The 20,175-nt window shown below is 62.1% G+C and carries 13 protein-coding genes and 1 pseudogene; 5 read left to right on the forward strand and 9 right to left on the reverse strand.

From position 1 onward, the window contains the following. Window positions 1-142: pseudogene (locus VH569_RS33715) on the forward strand (IS5/IS1182 family transposase); the annotation flags it as partial. Between the two features lie 274 nt (window positions 143-416). Here the strand turns inward: VH569_RS33715 and VH569_RS33720 are convergent. The 7 genes from VH569_RS33720 to VH569_RS33750 form a co-directional block, all read right to left on the reverse strand. Beyond that, window positions 417-1,796, reverse strand: coding sequence for a hypothetical protein (locus VH569_RS33720; protein ID WP_423321448.1), 1,380 nt, complete (start codon window positions 1,794-1,796; stop codon window positions 417-419). A 294-nt stretch (window positions 1,797-2,090) separates the two neighbouring features. Further along, window positions 2,091-3,527: a hypothetical protein gene (locus VH569_RS33725; protein WP_423321450.1), complete on the reverse strand. Its 1,437-nt coding sequence runs from the start codon at window positions 3,525-3,527 to the stop codon at window positions 2,091-2,093. 55 nt (window positions 3,528-3,582) lie between these two features. Next, window positions 3,583-4,773, reverse strand: coding sequence for a tyrosine-type recombinase/integrase (locus tag VH569_RS33730; protein WP_423321452.1), 1,191 nt, complete (start codon window positions 4,771-4,773; stop codon window positions 3,583-3,585). A 3-nt stretch (window positions 4,774-4,776) separates the two neighbouring features. Continuing rightward, window positions 4,777-6,150, reverse strand: coding sequence for a hypothetical protein (locus VH569_RS33735; RefSeq protein ID WP_423321454.1), 1,374 nt, complete (start codon window positions 6,148-6,150; stop codon window positions 4,777-4,779). After that, window positions 6,140-6,346, reverse strand: a complete 207-nt coding sequence (locus VH569_RS33740) for a hypothetical protein (RefSeq protein WP_423321456.1) — start codon at window positions 6,344-6,346, stop codon at window positions 6,140-6,142. The genes VH569_RS33735 and VH569_RS33740 overlap by 11 nt, the downstream gene beginning before the upstream one ends. 455 nt (window positions 6,347-6,801) lie before the next feature. Next, window positions 6,802-7,395 carry a restriction endonuclease gene (locus VH569_RS33745; protein WP_423321458.1) on the reverse strand — a complete coding sequence of 198 codons (594 nt, stop codon included), beginning with the start codon at window positions 7,393-7,395 and terminating at the stop codon, window positions 6,802-6,804. Between the two features lie 648 nt (window positions 7,396-8,043). Then, window positions 8,044-8,580, reverse strand: a complete 537-nt coding sequence (locus tag VH569_RS33750; protein ID WP_423321460.1) for a hypothetical protein — start codon at window positions 8,578-8,580, stop codon at window positions 8,044-8,046. Window positions 8,581-9,312: 732 nt separating this feature from the next. Between VH569_RS33750 and VH569_RS33755 the strand changes: the two genes are divergently transcribed. Then, window positions 9,313-10,317 (forward strand): hypothetical protein, encoded by a 1,005-nt coding sequence (locus VH569_RS33755; protein ID WP_423321462.1) that lies wholly within the window; start codon window positions 9,313-9,315, stop codon window positions 10,315-10,317. Window positions 10,318-10,690: 373 nt separating this feature from the next. Here the strand turns inward: VH569_RS33755 and VH569_RS33760 are convergent, their stop codons facing one another. Further along, window positions 10,691-12,463: a hypothetical protein gene (locus VH569_RS33760; RefSeq protein ID WP_423321463.1), complete on the reverse strand. Its 1,773-nt coding sequence runs from the start codon at window positions 12,461-12,463 to the stop codon at window positions 10,691-10,693. Window positions 12,464-12,475: 12 nt separating this feature from the next. Continuing rightward, on the reverse strand, window positions 12,476-14,638 hold the full coding sequence (locus VH569_RS33765) for a hypothetical protein (protein ID WP_423321465.1): 2,163 nt from the start codon (window positions 14,636-14,638) through the stop codon (window positions 12,476-12,478). A gap of 221 nt (window positions 14,639-14,859) precedes the next feature. On the opposite strand from VH569_RS33765, the gene VH569_RS33770 reads away from it, so the two are divergent. The 3 genes from VH569_RS33770 to VH569_RS33780 all read left to right on the forward strand — a co-directional run bounded on the left by VH569_RS33770 (window position 14,860) and on the right by VH569_RS33780 (window position 20,129). After that, a complete protein-coding gene (locus tag VH569_RS33770; protein ID WP_423321467.1) occupies window positions 14,860-15,612 on the forward strand; it encodes a hypothetical protein in 753 nt (250 codons plus the stop codon). 291 nt (window positions 15,613-15,903) lie between these two features. Then, a complete protein-coding gene (locus VH569_RS33775) occupies window positions 15,904-18,225 on the forward strand; it encodes an ATP-dependent nuclease (RefSeq protein WP_423321487.1) in 2,322 nt (773 codons plus the stop codon). After that, window positions 18,222-20,129, forward strand: coding sequence for a UvrD-helicase domain-containing protein (locus VH569_RS33780; RefSeq protein WP_423321469.1), 1,908 nt, complete (start codon window positions 18,222-18,224; stop codon window positions 20,127-20,129). Before VH569_RS33775 ends, VH569_RS33780 begins: the two co-directional genes overlap by 4 nt. Window positions 20,130-20,175 lie beyond the last annotated feature (46 nt).

A 20,175-nucleotide genomic window follows, 5' to 3' on the forward strand; every position in this document is an offset into this window, starting at 1 on the left:
GGTCGAGCGGACACTCGCTTGGTTTGCCCGTTTCCGTCGCATCGCCGTCCGCTACGAACGGCGCGCCGACATCTTCACCGCTTTCCACCACATCGCCGCCAGCCTCATCTGCTGGCGTTTCGTCCAGAGATGGTTCTGTTAGGCGCTCTTAGCGGCATGATGCGCGTCAAGGCGGCCCTTGGCTTCAAACCATGTAGTGAGACTGGGCAAAAAGAAGTCGGGGAGATAATCAGACCCTGCGACCCGCAGCCGGCACGGTTCATAAACCCAGTCGAGGCCACACTCATCGAAGAAGAATGCCCACCGGCTCTCCAAACGTGAAGCCATCCGAATGCCGCGGTAAATTGTTGGCCGCGCAGCTAGCACGGCAGACGGTATGGCAGCACCTCCACCAAGCGTCTTTTCGAACGCGGCGTTCATTGGCCACCTCCCGCCATGTGGAACATTTCTTCTTCGATCCGCGCACGCTCCGCATCGACCCAGCCACGCAAGCCGTCAACGTACTCACGCGCTTTGGCTTCGAGACGAACTGTGAGCCGGCTCTTCTCATCATCGCCGTATTCACCCTTGCGAATAAGCCGCTCCAAACGAGCAGCCCGGCTGTCTGGCGGCGACTTCGTATAGGCTACGGCTGGAAGATGGAAGGCGTCCTGGAGGATCGTGTTAACGAGCGGGAAGCCACTCTCCAGGACAGAGGCGAGAGTTCCGCCCGTGATCTCCAAGAATTCATGATCATCGCCGGGAATGTCACAGGCATAGCAGCCTTCGACCATACGGGCAGACGGATCCACTGCCAGGGCACTCCCATCCGCACGTGAGACATGCCCCCGCTCGTCTGGCATCCAGGTGATTACAGGCAAGGAGGCATCGAAGTCGAAGAAATCCGGCCGCTCACCCTCACGGCGAATTTTCGGCTTGTCGGTAACAGCCAGGACCGGGCGCCGCACAAGGTAGGCGCGGACCTCCTGGTTCGGACCAAACGGCGCCAGGGCAAGGCTGACACGGCGACAGACCCGTGCAATCTTCTCCTGCGGCTTGCTGTTCCTTTCCTTAGGCCACCAGAGGGCCGGGAATGCCGCAACTTCCTCGGTGAATAGATCGATCCATGGAGTTGCCATCCACGTCCATAGAAAGGCTTGCGCGTCCGGTTCCCAGTTGCTGCCATTGGGTGACAAGCCTTGCTCGTCGATGGTCCGGAAATACCAGTTGAGCCCCGTTGCATCAGCAATTCGGCGAGCCTCACCTTTTAGGGCATCGGCAAGCATGTGAAGGTGTTCAGCCTCACTGTCTTCCGACAAGGCATCCATTCCTTCCGCGAGCCCTGTCCGATCAACGAGCGTAATCGCGGCCCAGTCAGTTGACTGTCCAGCCAGGCGTGCAGCCACCTCGGCGATCTTCAGGTAATTCGCGGGCTTCTTTACCAGCCGTGTCTCGACACGCTTACGCTTTTCCTCCTCAGGCAGAGAAGGATCGACCATATAATCATAAAAGCGGCCACTCTTCCCGTTGCTGTCCAGCATGCCAGCCTCTTCGGCAATAGCTGACTTGGTTACACAGCGACCGTCCTTACCTACTACCGTGCAGGCCTGTTCAACAATGCGGTTTAGATTTTCAGCGAGCTGCAGAAGGTCCTTCTTCTTCGTCAGCGGTTTGTTATAAGCAATACGCCCACGGACAAACGCAGCCTGAACTTCCTCCAGCGGTCGCATGCGCCCCCTTTGGGCCTCAATGCGGCTATTGATCACAGAGGCGCTACGATTGTCGCCGTTCGGGCTTCCAGCAGCTGGGCTATTCATCGGTCTCTCCGTCGGTGGTGACGAATCCCAACATGCATCAGATGATCGAACTTTATGGTTCGCTATCAACGATCTTGCCGACGGATTTTCAACGAACCTTTTCCCGAACCAACAACGAACTTCGATCACATGCTCGTCGCGACAGGCGACGAGCAACTCGATCCTAGGCGGCGCCACCGCCCGCCAACCGGCGAGGGCTGTCACGGTCTCAGCCGACAATCTGACCTCGGCCCGCCGCCCTTCCCAATCGGTCAACAAGCGCCGACTGCGCGTGGTAAGAACACGCGCCACCTCTCATTCCGGTTGCTCGTCCAGTTCATCCGCATCCGGCGTCTCCGGCCATTCCACAACACCGCCGTCATGTAAGACCACCCGAAGCTCGCCGTACCAGGACTCAACTCCCTTCTCAAAGATGAAGGCGCGGAACCGCTCCCAGTCGGCGGCTCGGGCTTCTCCTCGTTCGACCAGCACCCGCGCCGTCGACGCCAACTGGCTGCGTATGTCAGTCGCATCCCAGATCTGCCGATCACTCATCACAGCGTCGAGAAGGGCTGGGACGTCCTCCGCCTGCATCATGCCGGCCAGGGGGGCGATGTAACTCCGGTAGAGCGCTTCAGCAGAACGAAAGTCGCGGGCAGTGCGTAGGCGGGTGTAGCCATGATTGAGAAACCGGCGGTTCGGGTGCTCCTCCAACACCTTGTTCGCCGCCACACGAGGGAGTTGCTCGAATACGGCCACCAACCGATCGGTCAGTTGTGGCACCACCATCCCCGCGAACAGCGCTATCTCGGTCGCGCTCAGCGTAAAGGACTTCTCACCCCCGAACAGGCTAGGGGGCGCCTGCCGCAGGCGTTCACTCATGGTGTCAATCAGGGCTTCCAGGCGGTGGAGGGTCCCTGCGTCCAAAAGCGGCAACAGATCAGGAGCAGCTTTGAGAAGGCGGAACAGGTTAGGCAGCTGCTCTGAGGTCAGCCCTTCTATCAGCCTTGGAATACCAGGAACAACGCTTGCACGCCACGCATCGGGTCGCGTGCGAGCAAACGCCATTACTGTAGTCAGCAATACGTCGTTACTGGACACTTGCTCAGCGGATGGTTTTACAACCGCCGCCACCAACGTCGTTCCGAACCTTCCGAACAAATCCGGTCGGACGCGATCAAGGTATCGCTCGTTCATGTAGCGGGCGAGCTTGTCACCGTCGCGTGGAAATGCCGGCGACCGCAGATCGGTCATAAAACGCTCGATCAGCACCCGTCCTTGGATCGGGGGCCGGGCCAACACCAGGGTGACGGCGTGGACGATGTGCATCCGCACCAGTTCGGAGGTAGGGGCAAAGAGATCCTGATCACCATAGAAACTTGGATGGGCGCAGTGGTTGCGGTCCTCCTTCAGGCGCTCAAGGTGCAGCACGTCTTGTGCGTTGAGGAAACCGAATCTGCTTTGAACCTTGCCCAATAGCTTTCCCTCAAATTCCTGGAGCTTGCCTTGATTGCCCGCTTGCACCCACCCGTCGAACGCAGCCATTTCCTCATTCGCTTGGCCATCGCCGTCGACTGCAATCTCACGAATTTTGATGGTGAGATCGAAGGAGACCGCCACCCAAGTGGCGACGATTGCCGCCCGATAGGCCCCAGCCCGATAGGCGGCGATCGCCTCCTGGATATAGTCGCGTGAGCGCGGCTCCCGGACGGTCAAGGCAAGGGCATCAAGGTCGGTCAGGTGCTGATGCATGGAGTGGGCTTTCCTGGGATGGGCACTGCAGGTGCGTCGAGAATTGACGGAAAAATCAACCTTGCGACAGATCGTTTGAACGCTCTTCAGCCGCCGCGCTTTCGCCCGGGCGCGCCAGGGCGCCACGCACGGCGTTGCGCCCGGCCAGCCGTTCGGTGCGGACATAGTCGATCACCGTCCGCGGCTCGGCATGGCGGGTCGTCATCAGGATGTCGATGATGTCTTTACCCTCGATCGCCGCGGTGGTGACGAAGCCGGCACGCAGGCTGTGCCCGGCATAGCGGGCCGGGTCGAGGCGTCGGCGCAACTCCTCGTCCAGCCCCTCGGTCGGAACCGCCGCCACCAGCCGCTTGACGATGCGGGCCACCGTGCTGGGATGGAGGGCCGCCGCCGCCACATGGCCCCAGCGGCTGACATCGCGGAAGACTGGGTCAGAGGTACTGACGGTGTGGCCGGCCGCAAGCAGGGCCTTCCTCCAGGCGGTGAGGGCGGCAACCGGGCATAGCGGCCCACCGACGCGTGGAATGCCAACACTCTGTCCCTTGGCATCGCGGTCGGTCTTCGACGTCCGCAGGGTCACGGTCAGCCCGCCGGCGGCCGACCGCACGTCGCCCCAGGTCAGGCTGCAGAGCTCAGACCGGCGGAGGGCACCGGCGAAGCCGACCAGAACCAGGGCCGTGTCGCGCACACCGCGGACCTCTGCGGGGGTGATCGCCTCGACCACTAGCCGCAGTGTCGGCACATCGGTGTCGCCGTGGCTGGACGCTGTCAGGGCCTCGACTTGGCGCCGGCTTTGACCGCGCTCAGCCCAACTCCGGCGGACCCCGCGCAGCAGCTGACCGATGCGCGGATCGGCGCCGGGATCAGGGTGACCGGTGCGGGTGTGTTCCCGGCGGACGGCCGCCCGCACCACCTCGAGGCGGGATGGCGACAACCCGGTTGGCGCCCCCTCCGTGGTACGGGAGCCGGCCTGGGGTGGCGGGTCGGCGTGGTGCGCCAGGAAGGCGGCGAGCGTCGCCGGCGTCGCCGGCAGCGCCGCCATCCCCTGGCCTTGGCACCAGCCGGCGAAGCGCGCCCAGGCGCGGGCGTAGACCGCCCGGGTGCCGTCCGCCAACGACCGCTCGATGAGGCGGTCGGCGGTCTCCAAGGCCTGCAGGACCGTCGGCGTGACCAGATCCTCTGCAGGAGCGCTTGGCGGCAGGTTCTCTGAAACCTGGACGTCGGAGGGAGGGAGCGGACGGTCCATGAGTCACGTCCCCTCCGTTGGAGCGGCCGTCTTGACCTTGGCCCGACCACCGGGCTTCGCAGGGGCCTTCGCTTCCTTCGTCTTGCTCGCTTTTCCTGCCTTTGCCCAGGGGGTTGCATCGATGCCGATCACCGTCAGGCCGTCGATGTCGGGCCGGCCGGCCACAAGGTCGGCCGCCGCGTCGTTGAGTACTTTGAGGAGGTCAGGCAAGCCCGCGGTCCGGTCGATGGTGCCGTCCGGCTTCTCGATCTCCCACTTGCGGTCTTTGATCATGCACAGCAGCAGGATGCCGTGACGGGAGTCGACCGCCCGCATGTACTGGCCGACAAGCTGGGTCTCCAGCGTGTCTTTCATTTCGGCCACCGAGTAGCGCCCAGGATCCAACGGTTTGATCTCGATGCTGACCACCCCCACCTGCGCGCGGCGGAGGCGAATGTCCGGCTCCTTGTGGTCGGCGACCTCCTCCTCGCGGGTCACGTCGTACCGGCCACGACTCTCCCGCTCGAGCCGTCCCGCGAAATAGCGTTGCAGCGTTATTTCGGGGGTTTTCGGTGGGAAGAGGCCCCGGTCACCGAAGTCCCGCTCCTCGATGTCGTGCCGCACGGCCTGCAACCGGTTGCAGGCCACGCGGAACAAGTCGCCCGGGGGCCTGGGATCGCACTCGTGTTCGGCGGCGAACGCCACGATCTGAGCCGGTGTCCAGGGTTCCCCTTCGGCCGCCGCCTCGCCATGCCGCCGCACCGCGTTCTGGAAGAAGGGTCGGAGCGCCGCCAAGTCGGCATGCATTGCCAGAGCCTTCAGGGCCGCATGCGACTCCGGCCCGGCGATTTGTTCGAGCAGGCGGGGAAGCCGGCCGCGGATGTCGATCGCCCGGTCCTCAGCCATAATCTGATAGACACCGGTGTGTTGTGGATCGTCACCTGGCGGGAGGTGGCGGAAGACGGTGGGGATGATCCTCGCCAGCAGGGCCGGCTGCCGGCGAAGCTCGCTCCACATCGCCGTGACGTCGAAGTGGACCTCATCCCAGAATCCGAGGACCCGCACCAGCACTGCCCGCGCGTCGTCTGGCGTGGTCGTCAGAGCGCGCTCGATGAAGGTCCAAGCGGCGGCGACATCGGTGCTCATCCAGGCCTGCAGCCAGGGCCAAGCCTTGTAGAGGTCGTTGCCCCAAAGCTCGGTGGTCCGGAGGGCACTCAGCCTGGCGAGACGGGAGCGGTCCTCCTCCGTCCCCTGGGCGATGATGGCCAGGGCGTCCAGAAGCCCAGCCGTCCCGTCAGGGGTGCGTTGCTCCAACCGTGTCAGCAGGTCACCAGCGACCAGCTTGGCGGCCGGCACCAGAGTGGCGATGGCGCGCAGGCTGTGGTGGTCAGACGGCATCGTCGGCACCCTCCCCAAACAGCCCGGCGATCTTGGTTTCGAGCACCGCGCCCACCACGTCCAGCTTGGCGGCAAGCAACACCGGAAACCAGTCCCGGGGCCCATTGATCTCCCGCAATGCATAGTGCGCCGCGGTCCGGGCGTCCTCGGGCGACAAGCCGGTGAGTTCGCCGCCCAATGCGGTAAAGACCGCCAAGCCACGACGCCCTGTTCGACCGAGGAAGGATTCTCCCACCGCGAGAGCAGTGGCGGACACCAAATCCGCCAACATCTCACAGAATACCCAAAAAACAACGACATAGCTGCTTACTCTACAGCTTTACCCTCGCTTGAATCCACATCAAGAAAGCAAATTCAGACGATCAGTCACGAACGCACGTGCCTGCGAATCGCCTTACCACCCCTGGACATCGCGGACATCGAGTCGGTGCGGCGCTGCCAAAGAAGGAACTTCGCAGCCGACACGACGGACGGCTACACAAATTGCGCCAGCCGCACCATATGGCCTGACGAGCAAGGGTCTCCTGGAGCATCGCTCAGGTAGATCCAAGATGGCCGTTTGGAGCTCAAGCTTGCGCTCTCCCTTAATGTGCTTACGCAGATTGTTTCATATCTCAAAACTCAGCCTTGCTCAGCTCGGCCCTGCGATGTTTAACTCCTTTTTCGTGCAAAATGTTGTATCTGGCGAATATCTCCCAGAAATAGTTCTCGCGCGCCGACCACGCTACCGTCGCTGGCAACCCATTGCTGATCGAGCGACATTAGAGAGGGGAGTTTGAGTTCGCCTTGGGTTGCCGAATGCTGAATCAATTCACAAAGCCGCTCTCCATCGATCAGCTCCAACTGAAGCTTTGCCCTGCTGAGGTTGCTATTTCGAGGTATCTTTAAAGCATGGCTTGAGAATCGACTGGCCGTCGTTACAAATGTCCCCTCTCGCTCCCCCAGAAGTAGCAAAGCGCCAACAAAATTTCGCACATCCTGAACCGATTCAACGTCACGCATCAGCCTACGCTTAACTTGAACAGCGCGACGTATGACACCATCCCGACTCGCTACTATCAGATCGACACCGCCGTCAGCTGCATTGGCGTTCGCGGTTACCTTCGTCACGTCGGCGCCGTAATAGTCACGCAAGATGTCAGCAACAAGGTCTTCGGCCTGTTGGGCTGAAAGGTGGGTACGCCGATCCCAAAAGCGGGCAAGATTTTCGCGCAATGTCTCAATAGAAATATCCGGCGCTGTCACGTCAAATTTCGTCAGGACAGCATGGTGAAGCTCCCACCACCGAGCTGTAACGACCTTGCTACTTGCCTCGCTGCTACTGCTGCGGTTGCTTCCCTCCTGAGAGTCATTCACTACGACATCCATCTCTTGGTGCATATGCCACCAGCCGCACCGCGAACACATCTCAAGTCCCAACCTTGCTGAGCCAGAGAGTGAGTGTTGAAATGCGGCAAACGCTCCCCCGCAGCACGGACACTGATTTGAGGAAATTGAGTGAGGAAAGACAATTTCCCCCGCATCAGCGTCCACATGATCATAGCTATCGTAATTGGAGTATATCAAATCTACCATTCTATAAACTCGCTGGAATTATGGCTTGTTGACCTTGGAATGCCGCTGCAAGTGGCTGTAACTCTGTTTTGGGAGCCGTGTGCGATATAAGCCTGGGTATGGTCCAACTCGCGATCGCGGCCAAGTTAACACCGTCTATCGACCGGGTTGGCGCCAACGAACCAGGGCAGGCCGGATCCTAACAGAGTCAGTAGCCTCTGCAACCCATGCCACCGCTCAGCACGTTGGCGTCGCTCTCCAACTGAATGTCGCACGGATTCACCTCAAGCAAGGTAACAACCAGATATGCTCGGTCAAAAATCACAAACCGATTAGAAATCACCATAATCTGTCCGATGGTATTCTGCTGGGCAAGGACTCAACAGGAGCATTTACCCGCTTTGCAATTTCCAATGCGTCAACCCATTGAGACTGATTAGGAGGCAACAATATCTTCTCTGGGAAGATCGATTTGGCAACGATCAAGATCGATGCCACAGCCAAATCAAAGCCTTTTGGAGTAGATTCTGTCACACAAAATCTCTCATGATCAGCGTCTCTTTCATGATAATCACAGTAGTATAAAGAAAAGAACCCAGGAATGATATCATCCGGGAGGTTCGGCTCCAACATTATTTCGTTCGATTTAATTATAAGATTTTTAAAAAATATAAAGTCGTCTGAAGTATCAATGCGGCCGTCCCATTTCAATTTGTCAAATTTTTGACGTATGACGTCCTTCTGGACCTCATACACTGCTTCCTTAGCAACTCTTAACATGGAGTAGAAAGCATTATGAGGGGTGTCAAGCGCTCCTTTTTGAACCCAGCACCGGCTATAGTGTGTCCGGACGATCTCTGGAAGTGATTCAAACATCTTGGACCTCAGGCTGTATTATTTCAGACGAGCATTTTCAGCTTACCATCCTGAAGAGAGGACGAAATAGACGAACACTGACTCTGCGAGAACTGAATTCGTCGTCATATCGACCACAGCGGAGGCAAGGAGACCAGCTAACACAAGCACTCGAATTAGTGGAAGGGCCGTCACTCACCGGCCCTTTCTGCGCAAGGCCGAGGAGATGCGATCAGGATTTCCGCCGCCCCTCTTTAGTAAAGCGTCGTATCGGACGGAATCGAACTGGCTATGACCTGCCTCGGCCGCCGCGGGCCGCCAACCAGCCTGCAGCGGCGAAAATGCTGTCCTGACGGGGACGCCCGGAGGGTCTGGAGGACGGAACCTGTCCACCGATCCCTGCTCGAATCCAGTGATCCTGGCACTGCCTGTCCAGCGATCCCGTGCCGAAAGCCGGCCGTTTCGGCGATTTCACGCTTGAGTCCAGCGATCCCGGAAAACCGACAGGAGTCCCCGGTGTCCCAGTGGATGTCCGGTGCCGAGTCTAGCCGGAGCCAAACTGCGCGAAAAGGGAAATTTTCGCGCAGTATCGCCGCCGTTGCGTGCCTTCCCGCAATCCTCCAGCATGCGCAAGCCAATAGCATGTTAGCTTGCGTCTCATCGCAATATGTCCAGTATTTCAGCCATCTAAGAGGTCCGAAAACCGTGCGGCGGCTGTCAAACTTCCCCGTGCCCGGCGCGTGGCCCGCCGGGATGGCCGGTGAAGCCGGCCCCGCCCTGTCGGCGGCGGTCGACCGGCTGGCCCGGCTCGACGAACGGCTGGCCGCCGCCCCGCCCGCCGTGCGCCGCGGCTGGATCGCCCACATGCTGCTCGATGAGGCCGCCGCCTCCGCCACCCTCGACGCCATCGCGGTCGACGCCGACGAGCTCCGCCTGCAGGCGGTCGGCGCCTTGGCGGCCGACGCTGAGCGCGCCGTCGAGGGGGTCGATCGCGTCGCTCTCGCCGCCGGCACCCTGCGTCTGCTGCGCGCCGTCACCGCCCGCCATCCCCGGCAGCTCTTCACCGCCAACCGCCTGGCCGCCGCCGCCCGCTTGCGCCTCAAGGGCCGGCCCGGCGAGATCGCCGCCGGCCTCCTGCAGGAGCGTCTGCCGCCCAGCCTGGTCGAGGTGCCGGACCCCGCCACCGCCCGCACCGCCCTCGCCCGGGCGCTGACCCCGGAGGCGATGGCCCGCTGGCACGACCTGCCGCCGCTGATCGCCGCCGGCGGCTTCCTCGGCCACTGGTCGGCCAGCGGCTGCGCCAACGCGGTTGGCGGCGCCGTCGGCCGCGCCCTGGTGCCGCAGCTGCTCGTTCGGCTCGGCGCAACCGCCGGCCCGGTCCTGTTCCCCGCCCTCGGCTTCCGTGGGCACCTGGGCCGCTACCGGCCGGACCGACTACTCGCTGACGAGAGTGCGATGATCGCCTGGCTGGAGGCCTGCCGGCGCGCGGCGGAGGTCGGGCTGGCGCTTCATGGCCGGCTGAGCACAGCCCATCAGCGCCTGCACGCAGCCCTGAAGCCGGTTCGCTCCACCGGACGCGGCGGCTTGGTCGCGGACCTGCTGACCGAAACGCCGGCGGTGACCGGTGCCATCCTGGCGCAGCGCTCCGGCCTGTCGGCCGCCGCAACCCGCTCGCTGCTTTCCCGCGCCGTGGCCGCCGGCGCGCTCCACCTCCTGACCAGGCGGGACGCCTTCCGCGTCTATGGCCCCTTGGCCTGAAATGGACCCGCTTCGTAAGGTGAGCAAGTCATGAACAGGGAGTCAAGTGATCATCCGGACTTCCGGTGCCAGCCCACAGTCGTCGATGGATCGCCGATTTGACCACTCGCACCAAGATGCAGATCTTGCCACGCATCTTTTCATCCGGAACACTGCAGGCCGCGCGAACTTCCTAAGAAAGTGATACCTCTCACGAAAATTTTTAGCTGCAAGAAAGTGTTCGGCCGAAAACTGTGAATGCAATCACTTGAACAATCATCATGTTCTTCGTCATGGTCTAGTGAAAATTCTTAGGGAAAAGCGACACTGGGCGCCCCCTCCTTCTCAGCCTCCGGCGCTAACCTGACCACGTTACGGTGGGCGGGCCGCCCAGTCAGTCGTAACGGCCACCCTTAAGGCCACCCGACTCCCAGCGGCCGCCCCTGGGAGCGCCGTACTCCCAACGACCGCCCTTAAGGCCACCAGATTCCCATCGGCCGCCCCTGGGAGCGCCGTATTCCCAAGGACCGCCCTTAAGGCCACCCGACTCCCAGCGGCCGCCCCTGGGAGCGCCGTATTCCCAACGACCGCCCTTAAGACCGCCATGTCCCCACGGACCCTCATCGCCATACGGACGGCGCCAGGGCAGTGTGGGCGGTGCGGCCATTGCCGGGCGGATCACTGCTTTCCCGAACGGCCCGCGCACGAGCCAGCCGGAATCCTTGTGAAGCAGGGCCGCGCCCGGGATGAGCGGGTGCGGGGCAATATCCCCCCGCACGGCGATCGGCAGCGGTCCCCAGACCGGATTGGCTTGGTGCATGGCCGCGAGGATGCTGCGCATCCCGGCAAAGGCGGGGGCGTCCTCTCCCGTCCCGACCGCGTGGAGCACCGCGGCGGCGACCGCGTGGGTGCCGAAGGCCTCACGGTTCAGCCCGGCGGCGCCGGCATCGTCGATCTCTCCGTCTTTGAGCAGGGCCATGATCCGAGTGACGATGCGCTCATCCCGGTCGCGCCAGTTCTGGATGCTCGCCAGGGCGTGGCGTTCGAGCGCGTCGAAGCGGGTGCGCGCGATGGCGTCGGCGACTTCCTGGGCCGACTTGCGCGCCTCATCCACCGACCAGGGGCACCCGTCGACGCTGAGCGTCCGGCCTTTGAGGCTCTGGTCGGCGAGGCGGTCGACGAAGTCGGCATCCTCCTTCGCCCCGGAGTATAGGCAGTGCCGCAAGGTCTGTGCGGCGACGTAGGCACGCAGCGCGTCGATCGGATGCGGAGCGGCTGCAGACCCCTCGATCACCAGATCGCCGGTCGTCCGTCCGCCCGCCGCACCGTAGGCCTCGCTCGCGGCGCGGAGATATCCGAGGACGCCAAGCGCCGCCGCGAACCCCATGTTCAGCACGCCGAGAACGTCCGAGGCCGTTTCGTTGGCCCAGTTCAGCCAGGCATCGACGATGACCGGCTTGTGGCGCGTCGCGTGGGTGGGTGTTCCGGGGCCGGCCAGGGCCGTCTCGATCGCCCCGGCCACCTCGCTTATCAGGCCGGTGTCGGCGCCGAGGATGTCGTGCCCGCCGGTTTCGTGGCCGAGAGTGGACCATGCGAGCACGCCGCGCCGGGCGTAGGCCGGGGGCAGGCTGACGATGGTGCAACCGACCCCGAAATGGGCCGTCACTTCCACCGGCCAGGTGTACGGACCGAAGGCCGGCTCGCCCCATTTGACGAGCGGCGCCACGACGGCGCGGTCCGGCGGCGCGACGCCGCGCCGGTCCTCGGCGCCGAGGAAGCCGTCGTAAAGGTCGCTGACCGTCTCCTGGAAAGCGCCGGTGCCCTGGAGCTCATACCCTTCGGCGTTCTGCAGGATGGCGTGGAGCACGTCGAAGAAGCAGCGGGCGATGCCCCGCCGGTCGGGGTCCTGGCTCAGGAGGGCGGCGAAGCCGTCCGGGCCGAGGTTGTGCACGAACGCCTCGAATGGGAAACGGACCGCGTCCTCGTACACCGGCGGCACGGCCCCTTCCGCCGCCGCCAGCCGGGCGAGGATCTCCGTGAAGTCCTGTGGGTCCGGCGGCCCGGGGGTGAGGTCGCGGATCATCGGGACGGTGGCCGTCACCAGCTTGTCGAACCCTTCGGTCGGCCGGCTGGCCTGCGGCGCTGAATCGATCTTCCCCTTGGCCATGGCGGTGTTCTCCTACGAGCGGCGGGTTGGGCGTTCGACGGGCCTGATGTCCTGGTGCCGGACGGCGACCGGGTCCGCCCCTTTGCGCCCGATAGCCGTAACGCGCACCGGCACGTTGCCGACGACGTTCTTGAGCTTCAGCGTCACGACGGAATCAGCGGTCACCAGCACCTCCCCGGAGGAGGTCACGGTGCCCGGCTCTACCCCGACCAGCGACGCGCCTTCGACGCGCAGGGCGACGGTGTCGACGGCGGCCGGGTCGCGCAGCACCACGCTAACCGGCAGGTCGGCGGCGGCGCCGTCCAGCGCCGCCAGCCGCTTGGCCCCAATCCGCAGGTCGAAAGCCTGCTCGCCGGGCGCGCGCGGCCTGACCACCGACGACGCCGGATAGCAGAGAGAGCCCGCCGCGGGATCGGGGTCCTTCGCCTCGCTGAGGCTCGGGTTCGCCTCCACCGGCGGGGCCGGCGTGTTGCCGCAGAACGGCGCGTTGACCAGCGGACTCAGGCAGGCGGTGCAGACGAGCCGCACCCGGGCACGCGCCGCCTGACCGCTCACGCCCCACGCCGTCAACGAGGGGAAGACGAGCTTCAGCTCGTTCTCCTCCCGTTTGATGTCGCTCGCCGGCAGGCTGAGGCCACCGATCTCGATGCGCGCGGAGTCGGGCTGCCCGCTTCCCCCGTAGAACTGGACACGGGTGGCCGTGCGGCCGTCATCGAGCAGCGAGGCGACCTGCGCCGCCGGCAGGATGGTCGGCGGCTTCGGCTTGGCGGGCGGCACCTCGAAGTAGGCCGTGACCTCGCCCTCCGTGCTCATGATCTTGTTCAGCGAATGCCAGAGTGCCTGCCGCATCTCGGTGTTGCAGCCCATCCCGTCCTTGCGAGCGATGTCCTGGTTGAATCTCGCCCAGCGATCAGTGGCGGCCCACTTCTTCAGTTCGTCGCCCCGTTTCAGCAGCGCCTCGTCGTCGAGCTTCTCTCCGCACTTGAAATGCCGCAGGGCTGTCAGCGTCCGCTGCTCGACGTTCGGATCGATACCGGGCAGCCGGACGCCGTCGTCCGTGTGGCGGAGGTCGTAGGTGCCGTAGATCGACACCTCCACCGGCTTAGCCGCCTTGGATTGTGCGTAAGCCTTCGGCACCATGACCAGCAGGGTCACGTTGTGAGTGCGAGGGACCATGGCGTGGCCGGCCTCGGGCTGGGCCTGGGCGCCCATGCGGACCCGGATGGCGTTGTCGGCGAGTTTGGCCACGGTGAAGACGCTGTCGAGGTCACGCCCGATCACCGATTTCAGGTCGTCGCTCAACCGCTTCAGTTCCGCCTGCGCGGCGACGCCCGGCGTGGTGCCGCCGAGAGCCAAACCGTACTGACGCACGAGCTCGACGGCGCGGCTGCGCTGGGTCGTCGTCAGGTTGTCGGTGGCGAGCAGTGGGATGACGCTCGGCGGATGGTCGAACTTCGTGTCGCTCGGCGGCTGTTCGGACTTCGTGTCGGTCTCTTTTAACTCGTAGGTGGGGAAGAACGAAAGGTCGGCGTAGAGGTCGTAGGGTTCATTTCGCGCGAAGGGCATGGCGCTCAGCTGAAGGCGCACGAGGTAGGGAACCGTGTCGCTGAATAGCGCGGCGCTCTCCACGTAGCTGTTCAACAGGCGGACCTCTTGGAGCAGGGCCGTCGCCGCGGAATACTGCAGAACCGGGTCCGTATCGATGTTGCGATTGGACAATCCGGGCAGCTCAGAGGCGGTGCGCGTGCCGGCCGGAGAGTCCGGGCTGAAGTTCGGGAGCGTGCCGCTGCCCCGGGTGCCCGTGCCGGTCGTCGTGACCTCGCCCGTTGCGGTCCTGGTGGTGGTCTCGCTGAAGGTGGAGGTCGGCAGGCCGAGCTTCAGGTTGGCCAGCAGGGCGTCCAGCAGCTTCTCCTCGACGCTCTGTACTGTGGGAAGCACCTTGTTGAGCGCGTCGGCCTCCTTGAGTTCGAACTTCGGCTGAAGCTTGTCGGAGAACTTGTTCCAAGGTGCCACGGATAGCACGGCCAGATGGAACGACCCGGCCTCCGACAGGCTATTGGCCGTGTGTGGCCGGAACAGGCTCGTGTCTGCGCAGCCCGCGAGCACCGACAGGCAGGCCGCTCCCACCATGCCGAGGAGTCGACCGCGGCGGCCAAAGCGTGTGCAATGTCCCATGTGCCCTCCCGTTCGTTCCGAGCACCGTCGACCGACAAGCTGCATGTCTCTGACGAAGACGCGCGGGAAGTTCAGTGCAGCTTCTGCAGCTAACAGGGCGTATGTATATGCTTCAGACTATCATCGCGGGAAGATATTTTAATTATCCAAAATGGTATAGAGAGTTTACCCTCAAGAATACAACCTTTTCGACGTTCCGCTATCGAAATGGATAGCATGGCATGCACTACCGGTCGGCCTTCACCATCAGCCGGGTGGCGGGCGACCCGAAGGGGCGTTGCGGCCTGTCGCTGTGCGGGGTGCATCTGCTGGTGGAGCAGCTCGCCAATGCTGGCGTGGTGCGCGACATCGCCGACCGCGGCGGCGAGCGCCTGGACCTCATCCACCAGGCCGTGTGGCGCAGGTGGATCGACCGTCCGTTACCTGACGCCATGAGAAGATCGCAGGCGAGGCGGCAAGCCGCCTGTTCGTCACCCGCAGGCACGAAAACGTTCGGCTGCAAGAAACTTTCCAGCCAAAGAGGTTGCATGGACGCCGTTGATTCATCAACACGATCTTGCTCAGGCCGCGTGAAGATCCTCAGGAGGAAGCGACATTTGTTCCCCGCCCCCGGCTTTCGCGGCCACCTGGGCCGCTATCGGCCGGATCGCCTGCCGGCCGACGAAAGCGCGGTGATCGCTTGGCTGGAGGCCTGCCGGCGCGCGGCGGAGGTCGGGTTGGCGCTGCATGGCCGGCTGAGCACAGCCCATGAGCGCCTGCACCAAGCCCTGAAGCCGGCGCGCTCCACCGGGCGCGGCGGCTTGGTCGCGGACCTGCTGACCGAAATGCCGGCGGTGACCGGCGCCATACTGGCGCAGCGCTCCGGCCTGTCGGCCGCCGCCAGCCGCCTGCTGCTTTCCCGCGCTGTGGCCGCCGGCGCGCTCCACCTCCTGACCAAGCGGGACGCCTTCCGCGTCTATGGACCCTTGCCCTGATACGCGCCCGCACCCCAGGTGAGCCAGTCATGAACAGCGAGCCAAGCGACCATCTGGGCCTCCCCTGGCGATGGAGACGCCAAGATGCCGGTAGCCGCGGTGGAGCCGGGTATGAAACACGCGCTCCAGCCGCTGATCTCCATCGAAGGGTCGATTGACGCGCCCTGCCTTCGCTTGACTGCAGTCGGTGGGGCGAGGCGGATGTTTGGACGGGTTTGACCCGAGTGCGTCGATTCACGCATTGTCGAGTGCCTGCCAAGCCGCCTAAGCTAGGTTGCATAGGGGGTGGCGATGCACATTGAATCACTGCGGATCCGCAATTTTCGACGCTTAAAGGATGTGAGGATTGATCTAGCGTCCGACATTTCGATTTTCGTCGGGGCCAACAATAGCGGAAAGACTTCTGCTGCGCAAGCATTGCAACTTTTTTCAGCGGCGTCGCGCGACCGCTTTTCAATTCATGACTTCAGCGTTGATTGCTGGAGCACAATCAACGCTTTCGGCGATGGGGTTGGCGACGCTTCGCTCCCGGCCATCTCTCTCGACATATGGTTCAATGTCAGGCCCAACGACCTGCACAGGGTCGTTGACCTTCTGCCGAGCCTTGCTTGGCAGGGCAATTGTGTCGGGCTACGCGTAGAATTCGCGGCGGCGGCCCCTGATACTTTGCGTGCCAATTTTCTGCAGGCCCGCGAGCGAGCCAAGGAAAACATTCGCCCCGGTGTCAATGGCGGCGCTGATTACCATCCTCCGCCGCGAAATCTCTGTGACTACCTTGGCGATGGAAATAGCGACCGGCTCCGTCGCGAATTCGAACTGCGTTATTACGTTCTCGACCGTGCACGTTTTGACGATGAACTGCGCCCTGAAGCCGGCTATACCCCGCTCCGCGCAGCTTCAGACAAAGGCCAATCCGGTAGAGACATTCTTGCTCGATTGCTGACGATTGATGTGCTGCACGCGCAACGTCACTTATCGGACGCCGCTGGCGGCAGCCGGTCAGAAGACCTGTCCCGATGCCTCAGCCGGTTCTATGATCGCAATCTGGAAAAGCGCGGAGAGGACTTCGAAGCTCAGCGAGCCTTGGCAGATTCCGAAGCCATGCTCAATGACCATCTTGGTCGGGTGTTCGGTCCGACTTTACGGCGTTTAGCGGTGCTGGGTTATCCTGGCCTCAACAATCCGAGTCTGCTGATCCGAACGGCCTTGAACCCCGCCACGATCATGAGCAGCCATGAGGGTGCTCGTGTCCACTATGCACTGGAACCGGTCAACCCTGGGTGCGATCCGCTGACGCTGCCGGATCGCTATAACGGCCTCGGTTTCAAAAATCTCATTTATATGGTTGTCGAGCTTTTGGGGTTTCATTCCCGATGGCTCGATATCGAGGAAAATCGACCACCGCTCCACCTGATTTTCATCGAAGAACCGGAAGCGCATCTACATGCCCAACTTCAGCAAGTTTTTATCCGTAAGGTTCTTGATATTCTTGATATCGACGATGCTGAAGCAGATCACTACACAAGTCAGATTGTAGTTTCGACGCACTCTCCTCATATTCTTTATGAGAGGGGTTTTCGTCCAATCCGCTATTTTCGTCGGACCCCAGGTTTGGTCTTGCAGACGTCGGATGTGCTCAATCTTTCAATTTTCTATCAAAGCACTGCTAATCCAGTACGTGACTTCCTTGAGCGGTATTTGAAGCTCACTCACTGCGATCTGTTTTTTGCCGACGCCGCCATCCTCGTCGAAGGCAATGTCGAGCGGCTTCTGTTGCCGCAGATGATTGCCAAAGTCGCCCCTCGTCTCCAGTCCGCCTGTCTCAGTATCTTGGAGATTGGCGGTGCGTTCGGCCATCGGTTCCGATCCCTGATCGAATTCCTCGGCATCACCACCTTGATCGTCACCGACATTGATAGTGTCTTGCCTCCCCAAGGCAACGAAGATGACACCCTCCCAGCTGAAGAAGCTGTGTCGCTGGCCGAAGGCGATACCTCACCGGCTGGGGAAGAAGATGCTTTGCAAGCCACAGACGAGGCGCTGGAAGACGAAGACAAGGCCTCTGCTGGGTCCGCTTGCATGGTTCACATTGATGGCGCGCTGACGTCCAACCAGACCCTGATTCAATGGCTCCCTGGCCGGAAGGCCATCGCCGAGTTGCTCGCAGCCGACGAAGCATCGCGCACCCAGTTGCGGCAGACTGGCGGGGACGCGCTCGTCCGCGTGACTTACCAAACCACGATTGAAGTGACTTGGTCAGGGCAAGCTGTGGCGTTGGCCGGCAGAACACTTGAAGAAGCGTTCGCACTGGAAAATCTTGTTTGGTGCCAAGCGAAGGAGCGGGCCGAACTTAAGCTCCGTATCCGCGGTGCAGCTAAGCTCACCCCCGAAGAAATGGCGGAACGTCTGCACAGTAAAATTGGCAAATCGAGCTTTCACAAGACAGATTTCGCGCTCGCTCTCCTTGCCTGTGATCCAGCGGAATGGACTGTACCGCACTACATCGCATCCGGCCTTTCCTGGCTTGAGCAGCAGGTAACGCCGCCCCCGGCTGAGCCTGCGCCCGAGCCAACACCAGAGCCGAAGGACCTTGAGCAGGCGGCAACCGCATGACAAGCCGGATAGGGCAACCAGACACCGAGGCAGATGTCGAATTGCGCGCGTGCCTTGATCAGCGGCCCCAAACGAGCTTCGTCATGGTGGCCGGCGCTGGGTCTGGCAAGACGACATCGCTGGTCAAAGGGCTCGCGCATCTGGCAAAGACGCGTGGCAAGGACTTGCGGATGCGCGGTCAGCAGATCGCTTGCATCACATACACTGAAGTTGCGGTGCGGGAGATTTGGGGGGACGTTGGCAATGATCTACTCATTCATGTCTCCACCATCCACAGTTTCCTCTGGTCGGTAGTCCGTTCGTTTCAACGCGATATCCAAGGATGGGTCTTGACGCGCATCGACGCAAAGGTCGAGGAGGCGGTGAAGCGTTTGGCGAATCCGCGCACACAGCAGAAGACGCGCCCAGGATTGGAACGCGATATCGAGCGCTACCGCCGTCAGCGTGACATCGTGGTTGGGCTGTCACGATTCACTTATGGGACAGGCAGCGATTTCGCCCGAGGTCTTCTGGGGCATGCCGATATCATCGCCATGGTACCAGCGTTGATAGAACAGCATCAGCTTCTGCGTGACCTTGTCGCCAGCCGCTTTCCCTTCATCTTCGTCGACGAGAGTCAGGATACGGTGCCCGCCGTCGTGGCAGCTCTCCGGCGCGTCGCCGAGACGGTCCAGCACGAGTTCTGTTTGGGCTTCTTCGGCGACCCAATGCAAAAGATCTACACGGCTGGCGCAGGAGCCATCGCGCCGGGGATGGGATGGGCGAACATTACAAAGCCGGAGAATTTCCGGTGCCCACGCCGCGTGCTTGATGTCGTCAACGCGATCCGGGCAGAGGGCGACGGCCTGGTCCAGAACCGAGGCCGAATGACCGAAACCGACGGTCAACAGAGGTCGGTCGCAGGAAGCGCACGCTTGTTTCTCCTGCCCGCCGATGATCAGCGGTCGGAGCGGATCGCCCAAGTCAGGCAATGGCTAAGCCGTGAAAACAACGATCCACATTGGGAAAACGATGCGCGGGAAGCGGATGTGCGCGTATTGGTCGTCGTTCATCGCATGGCTGCGACGCGGCTGGGATTCCCGGGCCTCTATGCGGCCTTGCATGACAAGGCACCTTCCAGTCTCAAGGATGGGCTTGAAGATGGCAGCACTTGGCCGCTCCGGCCATTTTTGACTTATCTCCTGCCGCTTGCCCTGGCCGTGCGCGGCGGCGATCACTTCGAGGTCATGGCACTGCTGCGCGCCCACTGCCCCCTGCTCACGACGGACGGCATCGCGGGCCGGGAAGTTGGTGAGGTGCTCCGCCAACTGGAGACCGCGACGATCCGACTGAATACGCTGTTCGACGGCCCAACGACCACAATCCGTCATATTCTTGATCACGCGATCACCACCGAACTTCTGCGGGTCGATGATCGGTATGCCCCTTACTTTGCTGACCCCAATAGAGAGTTGGATGCCGATGATCCAGAGAGCGAGTCTGTAACGAGCTTTCTTGCTTGTCGTGCAAAGGAACTTTGGGGATATCGTCACTACATCGAGGACATGTCCCCCTTTGCCACTCAGCAAGGTGTGAAGGGTGCCGAATTCGATCGTGTGTTGGTGCTTATCGATGATGATGAGGGGCAAGGGCAGAATCAATTTTCATATGGAAAGTATTTTGGGATTACGCCACTGTCGGAAAGAGACATGGAGAATTTAGCCAACGGAAAGGATTCAGTGCTGGAAAGGACGCGGCGCCTTTTCTACGTCTGTAGTTCGCGTGCGACATGTGACTTGGCTGTAGTAATGTTTCTGCCCGACGTAGAAGCCGCGCGGCCACAGATCGAGGCTAGGGGATTTTTTCGACCGGAAGATATCTACGATGTCAGGTCGTTGGCCGAACATCCAGCGGCGGCTGAGTGAGTCTGTTGTCCCAATGGCATTCAAAGCAGAGAAAACCATAAGCTCA

The organism is Azospirillum sp. 11R-A (assembly GCF_049472615.1).
In the GTDB taxonomy this organism is placed as follows: domain Bacteria; phylum Pseudomonadota; class Alphaproteobacteria; order Azospirillales; family Azospirillaceae; genus Azospirillum; species Azospirillum palustre.